Annotated in this window: 9 protein-coding genes; 1 reads left to right on the top strand and 8 read right to left on the bottom strand. The window is 75.4% G+C overall.

All coding sequences use genetic code 11. The features are described 5' to 3' along the window. Positions 1-332: 332 nt before the first annotated feature. From Asi03nite_RS27640 to Asi03nite_RS27630, 3 genes are all read right to left on the bottom strand, one after another. Complete coding sequence (locus Asi03nite_RS27640) at positions 333-3,101, bottom strand: helix-turn-helix transcriptional regulator (protein WP_203683396.1); 2,769 nt, start codon at positions 3,099-3,101, stop codon at positions 333-335. A gap of 71 nt (positions 3,102-3,172) precedes the next feature. Continuing rightward, complete coding sequence (locus tag Asi03nite_RS27635; RefSeq protein ID WP_239102971.1) at positions 3,173-3,379, bottom strand: hypothetical protein; 207 nt, start codon at positions 3,377-3,379, stop codon at positions 3,173-3,175. 277 nt (positions 3,380-3,656) lie between these two features. Next, entirely contained in the window at positions 3,657-4,526 is an 870-nt protein-coding gene (locus tag Asi03nite_RS27630) for an alpha/beta hydrolase family protein (protein ID WP_203683395.1), read from the bottom strand. A gap of 204 nt (positions 4,527-4,730) precedes the next feature. Between Asi03nite_RS27630 and Asi03nite_RS27625 the strand changes: the two genes are divergently transcribed. Next, the gene (locus Asi03nite_RS27625) at positions 4,731-7,487 is read left to right on the top strand and encodes a helix-turn-helix transcriptional regulator (protein ID WP_203683394.1); all 2,757 of its coding nucleotides are present in this window, start codon (positions 4,731-4,733) and stop codon (positions 7,485-7,487) included. A gap of 357 nt (positions 7,488-7,844) precedes the next feature. Here Asi03nite_RS27625 and Asi03nite_RS27620 read toward each other — a convergent pair whose 3' ends face one another. The 5 genes from Asi03nite_RS27620 to Asi03nite_RS27600 all read right to left on the bottom strand — a co-directional run bounded on the left by Asi03nite_RS27620 (position 7,845) and on the right by Asi03nite_RS27600 (position 14,138). Next, positions 7,845-8,822, bottom strand: a complete 978-nt coding sequence (locus Asi03nite_RS27620) for a LacI family DNA-binding transcriptional regulator (protein ID WP_203683393.1) — start codon at positions 8,820-8,822, stop codon at positions 7,845-7,847. A 313-nt stretch (positions 8,823-9,135) separates the two neighbouring features. Beyond that, a complete protein-coding gene (locus tag Asi03nite_RS27615; RefSeq protein WP_203683392.1) occupies positions 9,136-9,702 on the bottom strand; it encodes a histidine phosphatase family protein in 567 nt (188 codons plus the stop codon). A gap of 638 nt (positions 9,703-10,340) precedes the next feature. Further along, entirely contained in the window at positions 10,341-10,613 is a 273-nt protein-coding gene (locus Asi03nite_RS27610; RefSeq protein ID WP_203683391.1) for a hypothetical protein, read from the bottom strand. 235 nt (positions 10,614-10,848) lie between these two features. Next, entirely contained in the window at positions 10,849-11,682 is an 834-nt protein-coding gene (locus Asi03nite_RS27605; RefSeq protein ID WP_203683390.1) for a LacI family DNA-binding transcriptional regulator, read from the bottom strand. 5 nt (positions 11,683-11,687) lie between these two features. Further along, entirely contained in the window at positions 11,688-14,138 is a 2,451-nt protein-coding gene (locus Asi03nite_RS27600; RefSeq protein WP_203683389.1) for a glycoside hydrolase family 2 protein, read from the bottom strand. Positions 14,139-14,176: the final 38 nt, after the last annotated feature.

Here is a 14,176-nt window from a genome sequence, read left to right as displayed (position 1 = left end):
GAAGCTCGTTTAGGCACCACCAGGACCAGCTGGAGCTGGTTGCCCGGCGGCGGCGCCGGGGTGCCCGAGGCCGCGCCGTCGCCGGGACCGGTTGGCCATGGCGGTATGGCGACCGCTGGACGAGCGGCCCACCAACGGGAACTCCCCGGCGATTCTCGGTGTCCGCCGCCGGAGAGCACCCGGGGATCCTCGGAGCGGGCGCGGCGGGCGCGGCGGGCGCGGCGGGCGCGGCGCGAAGCAGAACACGAAGCGCGACGCGAAACGGGACGCAAAGCAGGCGCGAAACGGGCGCAAGCAGGGACGAACCGGGGCGCGGCGTCCCGGAAGAGCCGCTAGGCGGGCGACATCGGCTCCGCGAGCGGAGCCCCGTCGATCGCCTGCAGACGGGACGACAGCTGGGTACGCGACCGCACCCCCAACTTCCGGTAAACCCGGGTCAACGTCGCCTCCACCGTCTTCACGCTCAGATACAGCCGCGTAGCGATCTCCCGATTGCTGGCCCCGTCCCGCACCATCGCCGCGATCCGCAGCTCGGTCGACGTCAGGCCCTGTTCCGGCGCCAGGCTGCCCTCGGTCCGGGCCAGGGCCCGCTCGGTCTCCTCGGCCCACGGCCGCGCGTCCGCCGACAGGAAGATGGCCAGGGCTGCCCCGATGGCCAGCCGGGCCGCCGCGTACCGCCGCCGCCGGCGCTCCGCTCCCCCGGCCACCAGCAACGCGTGCCCCTGCTCGACGGGCTGGCGCAGCTGTTCGAAGAGCTGCGCCGCAGCGGTGGACAGCTCGACGGCGGAGTCCGCCTGGCCGCTCTCGGACTGCACGATGGCGGCGGCCCGGTCCAGGTATCCGGCCAGCGCCGGGGTGCTGCCCAGCTGTTCGGCGGCCTGCCGGGCGCGGGCCAGCGTGCCGGCCGCCTCGACGTGTTCGCCGAGCGCGGCCAGCCCGGCGGCCAGGTCCGCCTGCCAGCGTACGATCATCGGGTCCGAGTTGCCGGCTTCCGCTTCGAGGTCGCGCAGCCGCCGCAGCGCCGCGACGCCGGCCCGGGTGTCGCCGGAGCGCAGGCCGGCCTGGCCCAGCGCGTGCAGGTTCCGTCGCAGGTAGAGGTTGTCGCCTTCCTGTTCGGAGGCCCGGATGCCGCGCCGCGCGAATCCGGCGGCCGCCGTCAGGCTTCCGCCGGCCAGCTCCGCCACCGCGGCCGTGTACCAGGTCGGCCCGGGGCTCAACCCGGCTTCCTGGGCGGCCTGGACGGCGCGGTGCGCGTACCGTAGCGCCTCCCGGCAGCGCCCGGCCCGCGCCGCCACTTCGGACAGGCTGCGGAGCACCTCGACGCGGGCCTCGCCGATCCGGTCGTGCTCGGCGACCGCGAGCAGCCGCAGCAGTTCGGCGCGCGCCTCGTCGAGCCGGTCGTCGATCATCGCGAAGCGGGCGGCCATGTAGTGCGGCCCGTAGTGCAGCCAGTCCGGCGCCGGGGAGGCGGGCAGCACCAGCGCCCGGGCCAGCGAGTCGCGCCATTCGGGCTCGCCGCGCATCCGCTGGATCTGGGCGAGGCTGCTCAGGGCCATCGCCTCGCTGGTGGCGTCGCCGGCGCGGTGGGCGATGGCGGCGGTGCCGCGCGCCTCGAAGGCGGCCCGGTCCGGCTCGCCGGTGATCATGGCTTGCCAGGTGAGCCGCAGGCGGACCGGGGCGAGCAGCGCCGGGTCGTCGCCGGCCTCGGCGAGCGCGGCGGCGAACATCTCGCCCATCTCGCCGAGGGCCTGGCCGGCCAGGTCGATCAGGACGACGCGGGCGCGGACCCGGTGGCCGGCCGGCGCGTCGGCCGCGATCACCGCCTCGGCGGCCCGGCCGGCGAGGGCCGGGGCGCCGCCGGTGAGCGCCGTGCGGGCGGCGGTGACCAGCCAGTCCAGGCGTTCGGCGGCCAGCTGGTGCGGGCTGCGGTCGGCGGCGAGGAGATAAAGTTCCGCGGCGGTACGGTCGGAGCCGCGCGCGGCGCACTGCCCGGCCACGGCTGCGAGCCGCCGGGCGACCGTGGCGTCCGGGCGCACGCTGCGCAGGGCTTGATGCCGCAGCGCCTCGATCGGGTCGAGCGCGGCCGCGGCCAGTGCGGCATGGGTCCTGGCCCGTTCGCCGGCGGCGGTCTCGTCGACCAGCACCTGGGCGATCAGCGGCGGGGTGAACCGGATCGCCTCGCCGGTCACCTCGACGACGCCGGCCGCGGCGGCCAGCCGCAGTTCCCGGTCGGCGTCGTCGCGGCCGGCGCGCAGCAGCAGGGTGACCGTCGGGTCGGTGGCCAGCGCCGCCACCAGCAGCGTCGCGTGCACCTCGGCGGAGAGACCGACGAGCAGGTCGCGGGCCAGGTCGCGGGCCGCCTCGGGCAGCGGGGCGGGGCGCCAGGCCGGGCCGTCGGCGCCGGTGCTGCCCAGGGCGAGCGCCAGGAACGGGTTGCCGGCGCTGGCCCGGTGCAGGCGGCTGGCCGTGCGGCAGGGCAGGCCGCGGGCCTCCAGCATGGCGGTGAGGTCGTCCGGGCCCAGCGGTGGCACCGCGATCTCGGTGACCGGGGGCGGGCAGAGTCGGGCGGCGCGGCGGCGGGCGGCATGGGCGGGGCGGCGTTCGGCGGTGACGGCGCGGATCCGGGCGCCGGGGCGGCGGCGCATCGCGAAGGCGATCAGTGCTGCCGATTCCGGGTCGAGCCACTGCACGTCGTCGAGGACGAGCAGCACGCCGGCGCCGCGGGCGCAGTGCGCGAGCAGGGCCGGCAGCAGCAGGCGCCGGGCCAGGGCCGGGCCGCCGGTGCGGGGCGGCCGGCCCTGCCGCAGGGCGGACAGCGAGTTGCGGGCGGCGGGGGCGAGAGCGGCCACCGTCTCCGGCGGGACCTGCCGGACGAGGTCGGCGATCCCGGCGTACGCCAGGGTCTGCTCCCCGGGCGCGGGCCGCAGGCGCAGGATCACCTCGCCCCGGGCCGCCGCCTGGTCCGCGACGGCGTCGAGCAGCGCGGTCTTGCCGATGCCCGGTGGCCCGTGCAGGGCCACCCCACCGCCCGCGGCGAGACGCGCGTCGATGTCCGCGAGCAGCGCCGCTCGCCCGTGCAATATGGGCAGGTCGCGAGGCACGCGGCTCACCCCCTAGTCTGAGCTGGGCTCAGCCTAGGGACCAGAGGGCACGCTCATCAATGGGTGGTTCGTCACTTGGCCTGTGCGGTGACCGAGGTGGCGGTGACCGCGCCGTCGCTGCCGGCGGCGCCCCTGACTGTGACCGAGTCGCCCGCCTTGACGTCGCTGAGCTTGCCCTTCCTGGCCGTCGACACGGTCGTGCCGCCGTCGGTGTTGACCGTCACCACGGTGCCGTCGGCGGTTCGCAGGTAGATCGTGGTGCCGTTGACCAGCTTCACCGTGCCGGTGGTGTCCGCCGCGGCGGCGGCGGGGGCGCGAACGCGGCGTACATCGACTGCCTGCGCAAGAACGGCGTGACCGACACCGCGAACCTGAACGCCTCGGACGCCACCACCAAGAAGGCTGTCGAGACCTGCGCGGTGCTCGAGCCGTCGACGGCGGCCACCTCCTGATCCACCGTGCCGGCGTCGTCCGTCCCGTCGCGGCGACGCCGGCACGGTCACGCAACGGCGCGGCCGGCAGGGGGTCTGCCGGCCGCGCCCGCGCGCAGACGTCTCAGGTGAGCGGGCAGGTGGCCCGGTAGTCGGAGACGAGCAGGCCGCTCGGCCCGGGGCAGAGGAACTGGTCGTAGCGGGTGTCGTTGTCGACGAACCGCTTCAGCCAGGACACCGCCTGCACCGCTGTCGTGGTGTTCACCGTCTGCGGGAAGAAGTGGCTCTGCCCGGTCAGCTCCACGTACGACTTCTCCGCGGAGCTCGGGATGCTGTTGTAGAACGGGATCGAGTGGCTGGCCACCGGCGCGATGGCGTCCGCCTGCCCGCCCACGATCAGCGTCGGGACCCGCAGCTCGGTCCACGACTTGTCGGTGTTCCACGGCGCCAGTGGCACCGCGGCCTGCAGCGACGGCCTGTCACTTGCCGCCTCGAGGCTACCGCCGCCGCCCATCGAGTGCCCGCCCACCGCGAGGCGGCTCGCGTCCACCCGGCTGCGCACCGAGCTGCGCTGGGTCAGGTAGTCCAGCGCGGCCAGCAGCTGGCTCCCGCGCGAGTCCGGCTGGTCCAGGGTGGTCAGCGTCTCGATGCCGATCACCACGAAGCCGTGCGAGGCGAGGCGCGGGCCCAGCCAGGAGATGCTCGACCAGTACGCGGTGTAGCCGGGCGAGATCGCGATCGCGCCGAAGGTTCCGTCCGCTGTCGACGTCGGGTAGTAGATCGTCCCGCCGCCGAAGCCGGAGACGCTCAGCCGGGAGACGTCCACCTGCGAGACCGCGTACGGTCCGCGGCCGGCCTCCAGGGCGGCCAGCGTCGGCGCCGGACCGCGCTGGTAGGGATTGTCGGCGGCGTACGCGGCGGCGGCGCCGAGCGGTGCCGTGAGCGCCACCGCGGCAGCCGCGCTCACCAGGAACCTCTTCCATGATCGGTGCACGTCGAACACTCCTTCACCTGGGGGGACGGATCGACGAGCGCCAGTCTGCGCAACCCGGATCCGGGCACGCATCGGCGAAATCACCAGCCATGTGTTCATCGCGCCGCAACATCCCGGAAATTTCATCCTCTGCACGACATCGGCGAGCTTCTTTCGTTTCGGCCGTCCGGCGGCCAGACTCTCGGCATGTTTCATGCACCCTTAGTGCAGGAAGTTGAGCGCCTGCTGCGGGCCGCCGCGGCCGGTCACGGCGGCGCGCTGGTGCTGTGCGGCGCTCCCGGCTCCGGCCGAAGCACGCTGCTGGCCACCGCCGCCGCGCAGGCCACCGGCTGGACGGTGCGCACTGTTCCCGGTCACGCCGCCGAACGCATGCTGCCCGGAGCCGCCCTGCGCCGCCTGGCCGGCTTCCGGAATCCGCGATCCCCGGACGACATGGTCGCCGCCGGCGAGGCACTTCTTGATTTCCTCCGCGCCGCCTCGGCCCACCGCCCGCTGTTGATCCTGCTGGACGACGCCCATCTCCTCGACGAACCGTCCCTCGCCGCTCTCGGCTACGCCGCCCGCCGGGCCGCGGACACCCGGCTCGCCATCCTGGCCGCCGGCCCACCCGGGCTGGCGGCGGCGGATCTGCCGGTCCGCCAGCTGCCGCCGCTGTCCCCGCCGGAATGCCGCGCCCTGCTCCCCGCCGACATCACCGACGACGTGGCGACCGCGCTGACCGAGCTCTCCGGCGGCAACCCGGCCGCCCTCACCGAGCTGGCCGGCGCGCTCTCGCCCACCCAGCGCCGTGGCTACGCCCCGCTCCCGGCCAGCCTGCCGCCGGACAGCCCGCTGCGCCGCCGTCTGCACGCCGAGCTGGCCGCCCTCCCGCCGGTCACCCGGGACCTGGTGTTCCTGGCCTCCGCCGATCCCCCGGCCACGCTCCCCGGCCTGCTCACCGCGTGCGCCGGCAGCCGGCTGGCGGACTTCCGGCCGGCCGAGCAGGCGGGGCTGATCACGATCGACGGGACGTCTGTCCGCTTCGGATCAGCGGTGGCGCGCAGCGTCGCGTACCGGGAAATGCCGGCGGTCGCGCGGCGGACCGTGCACCTCGCGCTGGCCGAGGCCGCCACCGCCGGCGGCCGCGATCTGGACGCGCTGCTGCACCGCGCCGCGGCCGCGACCACGGCGGACCCCGCGCTCGCCGCCGAACTCACCGCGGCGGCCGCGGTGGCCGCGCCGTCCGACGCGGCCGCGGCCTTCCGGTACGCGGCCCAGCTCACCCCGGATCCCGCCGCCCGGGACACCGGGCTGCTCCGGGCCGCCCGGGCGGCCTGGCTGGCGGGCCGGCCGCACGAGGCCACCCTGCTGCTGCGCACAGCCGAACAGAGCGCCACGGCCGGTCACAGCCCTTCCGCGGACCAGAGCGCCGCGCCCGGTCGCACCCCTTCCGCGGAAGGGGACCAGGGCGCCTCGCCGAGTCGCTCTCGTTCCGCGCACGCCGGGCGCCCCGACCGATCGGGTGGCGGCCGGCCGCGGATCCCGGCGCCGCCGGGGCCGGCGACGATCCGGCTGCGGGCGCGCGGGCTGGCCGCCGAGATGCGGCCCGACGAGCCCGTCTCACGGGAGATCCTGATGGACCTGGCCGCCCAGGCCGGCGACGCCGATCCGGAAGCGGCGCTCGACGCCCTCTCGCTCGCCGGGGAAGCCGCCGGCCTGGCCGGGGAGCGGGGACGATATGCGGCGCTGGCCCGGCGGGTCACCGCGGGACAGCACGGCGGCGAGCCGCCCGGCCTGGCGATGGCCTACCACCACGTGGCCGGGCTCGCCGAGCTGGCCCGCGGCGACGAGCCGGCCGCGTTCGGCCGGTTCCGGCGGGAACTGGACCTGGCCGGCCACGTCGCCGAGCCGATCCCGCTGATCAGGGCCGCCACCGCGGGGATCATCGTCGGTGACGCCCGGCGGGCCACCTCGGCGGCGGCCCGGGCGGCGGTGCTGGCCGGGGCGTGCGGCGCACACAGCCTGGTGCCGCGCGCGCTGGAACTCGCGGCGCTCGCCGGGATGGCGTCCGGCGACTACGACGCGGCGACCACCGCGGCGCTGGACGGCGTGGCCGTGGCGCGCGAGACCGGGCAGAGCGCGCTGGCCGGCACCCATCTGGGGCTGCTCGCGGTGCTCGCCGCCCTGGTCGGGGACCGGGACAGCGGGCAGACCCGGATCCGGGCGGCGACCGGCACCGGCCAGGTGGGGCCCCTCTGCGAGTGGGCCCTCGCGCTGCTCGACCTGATCGACGGGCGCCCCGGGGCCGCGGCCGTCCGCCTGCACACCATCGTGGCCGGGCCGCCCGGACGCGGGTCGGTGCTGCTGCGGGTCGCCGTGGTGCCGCACCTGCTCGAGGCGGCCGGACCGGAACCCGCGCTGGCCACGGTGGCGACGGGGTTCGACGAGTGGGCCGGGCGGACCGGACAGGACAGCTGGCTGGCGCTGCGCGACAGGTGCCGGGCACTGCGGACGCGCGACGGCGAGGCGGCCGAGGCGCACTTCCACGCGGCGCTGCGCCGGACCGGCGAGGGCGGGTTCCCCCGGGCGCACACCGAGCTGCTGTACGGGCGGCTGCTGCGCCGGCGCCGACGGCACGTCGCGGCGCGCGAGCACCTGCGGCGGGCGGCGGAGACGTTCCGTCTGCTGGGAGCGGATCCGTGGGCCGCGCAGAGCGTGCGGGAGCTGCGGGCGGCGGGCGAACGGTGCGAACCCCCGATCGTCGTGCCGGCACCCGGGCCACGCCGCGGCCCCGGCGGCGCCGCGCTGACCGCCCAGCAGGAGCGGATCGCGGCCCTGGTCGCCGAGGGCGCCACCAACCGTGAGGTGGCGCAGGAACTGCACCTGAGCCCGCGGACCGTGGATCATCATCTGCGGAACGTGTTCGCGCGGCTGGGGGTCCGCTCCCGCACCGAGATGGCGCACCTGCTGGCCGCCCGGTGACCACCCCCGGCGCACCTCTCCCCCTGCCTGCCGGCCCCCGCCGGCCGGCGCTCGGCGGTGCCTCACGGCTCCGGAGAGACCCCGCTTGCCAGCGGGACGCCGCCGGCTGAGGTCAGCGGCGCCTCACGATCCCGGAGGGACCCCTCACTGGCAGCGGGACGCCGCCGACTGGCCGTAGGGGCGCCTCCGGCCCCTCCCGCGTGGCGGGGGCTCGGGGTCAGGTGGGCGGGGCGAGGTCGAGGTTCGCCCAGCGTTCCGAGAGCTGCCGCCGCCGGCAGGCCCGGTGGGTCCCTCGTGACGCCTCCACGATTCGCCCCCGACCTGGAGACCCCGTGTGCCGTGCCTGTGTATTCGATGTCAGGCCGACTCGCGGACCACCACGCGGATCAGGTCGTCGGTGGGCAGCGGCGGCCCGGTCCGCCCGCCGACCGCCGCCACCACCGTGGTGGCCAGGTGCACGGCGAGCATCCGCTGATCTGTCGTCACGGTGGTCAGCGGCGGAACGGCCAGCCGCGCCGCCGGGATGTCGTCCACCCCGATCACCGCGAGGCCGGCGGGCGCCCCCGGCCCGAGCCGGCGTGCTCCGGCGAGCACCGCGAGAGCCACCTCGTCGTTGTACGCGCAGATCCCGGTCACGCCGTCGGCACACCAGCGCGCCACCGCGTCCGCCGCCGGCCCCGCGTCCAGCGGAACGGTCCGCACCACCGGCTCCCCGAAGGCCCGTACCCCGGACAGGCGGGGCTCCGCGAAGATCTGCAGCCGCGGATCGTCGGGGTACGCGTAGCCGAGGCGCCGATGCCCCGCGCCGCAGAGGTGTTCCGCCTGTCGCCGCCCGATCAGCTGTTGCGGCACCTCGAGCTCGCGCCCGTGCCGCCCGGCCCGGCCCAGCAGGGCGACCACCAGCGCCACCCCGGCGGCCCGCATGGCCTCCGTCTCGCCGTCGGAGAAGTCCGAGAACGACAGCACCGCGGCCGGAGTGATCGCCTTCCAGATCTCCGCGATCGGCCGGTCCGCCCGGCTGCCCGGGTGCGCCACGAACGTCAGCCCCGCGCGGGCCAGCTCGGTGGAGAGGTTGCCGAGCAGGTTGCCCACCTCGTTGCCGATCGGCCAGTCCGGCAGCAGGCAGAGCACCACGTCGGAGCGCCCGGTGCGCAGCGTGCGCGCGGCGGCGGACGGCGCGTACCCCAGTCCGGCGGCGGCTTCCAGGACCCGCGACCGGGTGGCCGGCGAGATGCTCTGGCCGGGCGTGGCGTTCAGGACGTAGCTGACCGTGGCGCGGGACACCCCGGCCCGCCGCGCGACGTCGGCGCTGGTGATCCGGCGAGGCTCAGGCATGGGGTGACTTTACTACTTACACGTGTCAGCATAGGGTCGGGACACTCGGCCCGGACCGCGGTCCCGGTCGAGCCGAACGAGTCCGCGCGGGTGACCGTTCCGGCCGGTTCGCCGATCGTGGCGCGTGTCGAACGCCACGGCGCCGGTCCGGGGACGTGTCCCGGGTGGAGAATTGCTGATCGCCCGTGGCCGGGCGATCTCTGAGCCACCCTGTGACCGGGCGGGGCCGGCCCGTCATCGCAACCGTCCTGCGATGACGGGCCCCCCGCCCACTGCCCCCGGTGGCGGGTCAACGCCGCCATGGGCACGCGGCTCAGCAGGGCGCGTTCCAGGCGCTGATCACCGGGTCGGTCTCGTGCTCGAACCCGAGCACCGACACCGTCGCGGTGTCCAGCCTCAACAGTCCACCCGCGCTCGGCGGCAGCCCGATCCAGCGCGCCCCGGTGACCCGGAGGCTGTGCCCATGCCCGACCAGGGCGACATCACCGCCGAGCGACCGCGCCCGCGCCAGGACCCGGTCGAGTCGGGCCCCCACCTGCTCCGGCGACTCACCGCCCGGACAGCCGTCCGCCCACAGCGACCAGCCCGGCCGGTCCACCCGGATCTGCTTGGTGGTGATCCCCTCGTACTCCCCGTAGTTCCACTCGGCCAGATCCTCGGTCACCTCGGTCACGGTCAGCCCGGCCAGCTCCGCGGTCCGCAGCGCCCGCCGGCGCGGACTCGAGATCACCGCCGTGAACTCGCGCCCGCCGAGCCGCTCCCCGGCACGGCGGGCCTGCGCCTCGCCCTCCGCGGTCAGTTCCAGATCCGTGTACGACGTGTGCCGCCCGTTGACGCTCCACTCCGTCTGCCCGTGCCGGATCAGCACGATCTCCGTCATCCCACGCCCCTTCGTAGCCGCGCTCCACCTTGCCACCCCGGCCCCACCCTCCACACCGACCTTGCCCTACCTCACACCCGTCACCCCCGCCAGCCGAACCGCAAGCCCCCGGCCGGCCCCGCAGGTGTGTCCCCAGCGTCCGGCCACACCCCTGAGCTGCCGCCAGCGGTGCCTCCCGGCCTTGGAGACACCGCCGGCGGCCAGCTGCGACCGCGCTGCCCGGCACGCGCGCTTCCGGCTGGTCACCGGCGGTGTGTCGCGCGGCGGGACACACCCCTGGTGACCAGCCCGGGGTCGGCGGCAGCGCGGACGAGCGGGCCAGAGCCGGCCGGGACCGGTGTCGCTGACGACGGGAGTGGCCATGGCCGGGCCGTGGAGCCAGGTGGCCGGGCCGTTGGACCGCGGTTTCCGGCCGCGGCTGCCAGGGTCGCCGGGACGCCGGGTGACGGAGCGGGGCCGGGGTTGTGGGTCAGTCGGCGGCGGGGTCGATCTCGCCGGCCAGGCGCATCGGGTTGCCTCCGATACCCCGCAAGGCCCGGTGTCCATACCTCAGCCGAGCAGATCGGCGGAGCAGGCGACCGGGCCCGCCGCGGGGAGCAGGCAATCCGGCTGCTGCGCGGAGCGGGCGATCCGGGTACTCAGGGGCGGTAGTCCCGGGGGACCGACATGGGGTGACGTCGCTCGTCCCGGGCAGCGATCCGTTCGAGCGCGCGCAGATACTGCGACCGGGAGATCTCCCCGGTCAGCAGCTGCGCGGTCAGCACCCCCTCCAAGCTGTCCGGCAACCGCGCGGGCGCCGCCGGCGCCGGGTGGTCCGCGTGCCGGGGCCCGTGCACGCGTTCCGGCCGGGGCCAGAACGCCAGTCCGAGCGCCACCACCAGACCGATCAGAGCGACGAGAACAATCATCATCAGTGGCACCCCCGTACCCGCACTCACCGTGTCGACCATCTTCACCGAGCCGGCGCCGCGACGCCTCCGATAAGAATCCGACACCCATGCGCTGACCTGCGGGAACGAGGTTGTCCAGGGGCACGGCGCAATGTCCGTACCAGCAAATCGTGTCAAAGCCGAGGTTTGCCGCGGTCCGCGCCACCGCAACTGGCGAAGGCCGGCGGGGCCGCGGTCCACAGATCGCGCGTGATCGTCAGGCCGGCGCGGGGCCTGTGCTGTCCCGCTGCCGGATGCTGATCAGCGGCCCGGCGTGTTCGCGGCCCGGCTCGCCGCGGACCAGGTCCAGGACCGCGCGGCCGAGCGTCAGGCCGTGCTCGTGGACGTCGGTGCCCAGCGCCGACAGCGGCGGCACCGCGAGCTCGCACAGCGGGGAGTCGTCGCAGGCCAGCAGGCTGACCTCGCCGGGGACCGGGGTGCCGGAGCGGATCAGCTCCTGCTCGGCGGCGACGGCCATCACGTCGTTGTCGAAGACGATCGCGGTGGGCCGCGGCGAGGCGGCCAGCAGCTCGCGCAACCCGCGGACGCCGCCCTCCGCGCTGTAGTCGCCCTCGACGATCCGTACCGTGACGCCGCGCCGGCCGGCGGCCGCCCGGATCGCCGTGGTCCGCTCGGCGGTGTGCACCAGGTCGGCCGGGCCGCTGACCCGGCCGACCACCCGATGTCCGAGAGCGCTCAGCGTCTCGATGGCCGTGGTCATCGCGCCGGCGTCGTCGGTGACCACCTTGGCGAACGGGCCGGGGTGCTTGCCGGCGAGCACCACGGGCAGGCCGAGCCCGGCGACGTGGGCCGGGCGTACGTCGTCGTGGACCAGGTTGACCACGACGACCGCGGTCACCGTCCGGTCCCGCGCCCACCGGCGGTAGGTGGCCAGCTCCGCCTCCAGGTCCGGCACCACCAGCAGCAGCACCGTCACCCCGGCCGGGGCGAGCGCCTCCTCCATGCCCGCGATCAGCTCCATGAAGAACGGCTCCACCCCGACCCGGGCGGCGCTGCCGGTCAGCACCAGCCCGATCAGCCCGCCGGCCACCGCGGTCAGGCCCCGGTCGCGGCGGCCAGCGCGTTCGCCGAGCGCAGCACCGCCGGCGTGCCGAAGGCCAACGGATCGGCCGAGGTGGTGCGGACGTGGAAGGTGTGTCTCTCGCCGGGCAGCAGATCGACGAGCATGTCGTCGACCACAGCGGCCGGGTCGACCTTGTCGGCGAGCACCGCGATGTCGCGGGCGAACGAGGTGGCGGTCACGGTGATGGAGTATCCGCCCTCGGCGGGGGCGATGTCCGCGGTGAGCGCCGCCGGGTCGTACGCCAGGTCGAAGTCCTCCGCGAAGAGCCGGGTGGCGCGCAGACCGTCGATGTCCGCGACCAGGACCTCCCGGGTCACGTCGCCGGGCGTGGTCAGCGCCGCGCCGAGCTCGACGACCGCTACCGACCGGGCCGGAACGGACAGCGCGACAGTCGTCTCGGCCCGGACACCGCCGTCGAACCCGGCCCGGCGCACCCGCACCGCGCCCTGCCAGGCCGACGGGGTGTCGTTGACGGCGACCAGAGCGCCGTCACGGAAACCGAGCATCCGCGGCGCATAGCCACGGCGCAGCGCGTACCAGGCCGGCTTAAGCCGCCCGGCCCCGTCCACCACCGCCCACGACGTCACCGGCCAGCAGTCGTTGAGCTGCCAGAGGATGCTGCCCATGGTGCGCGGCGCGTGCCCGCGCAGGTGCCCGACCGCGTACGAGGTGGCCCGCGCCTGATTCAGCTGGGCCGCCCAGTGCCAGGCCTCGAACTCGGCCGGCACCCGCAGATGACGCGCGATCCCCCGGTTCAGCTTGTCGTTGCCGCCCTCCGCCTTCTGGTGCAGCAGGAACGCCGGCGACTCCTGGTCCAGATCCTCCGGCGCGAGCGACTCGCGCAGCGTCGACCAGGTGGCCGGCGCCTGCCAGCCGAACTCGGAGCAGAACCGGGGCAGGAAGTTCGCGTGGTACGTGTAGTCCTGCCGGTTCCACGCCTCCCACTCGTGCCGGGTGCCGTACCGGTCGTCGTTGGGGTGGACCACCTCGGGGTCGTGCCCCGGGCTGGACGGGCTGCCCGGGTGGTAGGGCCGGGTCGGGTCCAGCTCGGCGAGCAGCGCCGGGAAGTCCTCGTAGTAGTACCGCGCGCCCCAGCTGAGACCGCCGAGCAGCGGCTTCCAGTCCCAGTCCTCGTGACCCCAGATGTTCTCGTTGCCGCCGTTCCACAGCGCGAGCGACGGGTGTGGGGCGAGCCGGCCGACGTTCTCCCGGGCCTCGGCGAGGATCTCGGAGCGGAGCGGCTCCTCCTCGGCGTAGGCGGCGCAGGCCAGCGGGAAGTCCTGCCAGACCAGGACGCCGCGCTCGTCGCAGACGTCGTAGAAGTCGTCGCTCTCGTAGACGCCGCCGCCCCAGACCCGCAGCAGGTTGGCGTTGGCGTCCACCGCGCGCTGGATCGCGGCCGCGTAGCGCTCCCTGGTCAGGCGGGTGAGCAGGTGATCCTCGGGGATCCAGTTCAGCCCGCGCACGAAGATCGGCTGCCCGTTGACGACGAAGGTGAAAGCGCTCCCGATCTCGTCCGGGGTCTCGTCCACGCCGATCGACCGGAACCCGACCCGGGTGCGGTAGGAGTCGATCTCGTCCGACCCGTCGCGCAACACGACGCCCACCTCGACGAGTGGCTGGTCGCCGTAGCCGGCGGGCCACCACACCGGCGCGTCCGGCACCGAGATCTCGGTCATCCCCGCGACCTCGCCCGGCCGCAGCGGGATCTGCGAGACGTGCTCGCCCACCCGCACCTCGGCGACGAGTTCCACGTCGGCGGCACGTTCCACCTCGACGTGGACGACCAGGCGGCCGGTCCGCCGATCGGCGTCGAGGGTGGTCAGCGGTCGTACCGACGCCAGCCGCGCCACCCGCCACCGCTCCAGCCGCACCGGCTTCCAGATGCCCGCGGTCTGCAGATCGGGACCCCAGTCCCACCCGAAAGAACAAGCCATCTTGCGTACGGCGTTGAACGGGTGCGGATAGGGCCGCGGGCGCTCGCCGATCACCTTCTGCAGTTCCTCGGCGTACTCCAGGGCCGAGTCGAACCGCACCGCCAGCGGGATCGGCCCGGCCCGCAGCCGGTCCCGCAGATCGAACCGGTAGCTCCGGTGCATGTTCGCGGTCCGGCCCAGCCCGGCCCCGTCGAAGGTGACCGTGGCGACCGTGTCCAGCCCCTCGAAGACCAGGTCGACCCGCTCCCCCTCGGCCGCCGGCTCCGCCTCGATCACCGTCTCGTAGAGCCAGGCCGCGCGGTGGAACCAGACCAGCGCCGCCTCGTTGTCCCCCAGGTACGGATCCGGGATGAGCCCGGCGTCGAGCAGGTCGGTGTGCACCGTGCCGGGCACGGTCGCCGGCACCGGAGCGGCGGCGATCCCCGCGGGCACCGGGCCGCCCACGGCACGCACGGTCCAGCCCGCGTGAAGGTCGGTTCTGATCATGGGAACGGCTCCTGTCGTAGTGTCGCCGCAGGCGGGGC

This window comes from Actinoplanes siamensis, from assembly GCF_016862395.1.
Taxonomy (GTDB): Bacteria; Actinomycetota; Actinomycetes; order Mycobacteriales; family Micromonosporaceae; genus Actinoplanes; species Actinoplanes siamensis.
Note: the sequence above shows the minus strand (reverse complement) of the source record. Positions and strands in the feature narration are given on the sequence as shown.

Bases quoted from the DNA above. Each gene is read 5' to 3' on its own strand.
- Asi03nite_RS27600 (WP_203683389.1), bottom strand. From the start codon at position 14,138: ATGATCAGAACCGACCTTCACGCGGGCTGGACCGTGCGTGCCGTGGGC.
- Asi03nite_RS27610 (WP_203683391.1), bottom strand. From the start codon at position 10,613: ATGATGATTGTTCTCGTCGCTCTGATCGGTCTGGTGGTGGCGCTCGGA.
- Asi03nite_RS27620 (WP_203683393.1), bottom strand. From the start codon at position 8,822: ATGCCTGAGCCTCGCCGGATCACCAGCGCCGACGTCGCGCGGCGGGCC.
- Asi03nite_RS27615 (WP_203683392.1), bottom strand. From the start codon at position 9,702: ATGACGGAGATCGTGCTGATCCGGCACGGGCAGACGGAGTGGAGCGTC.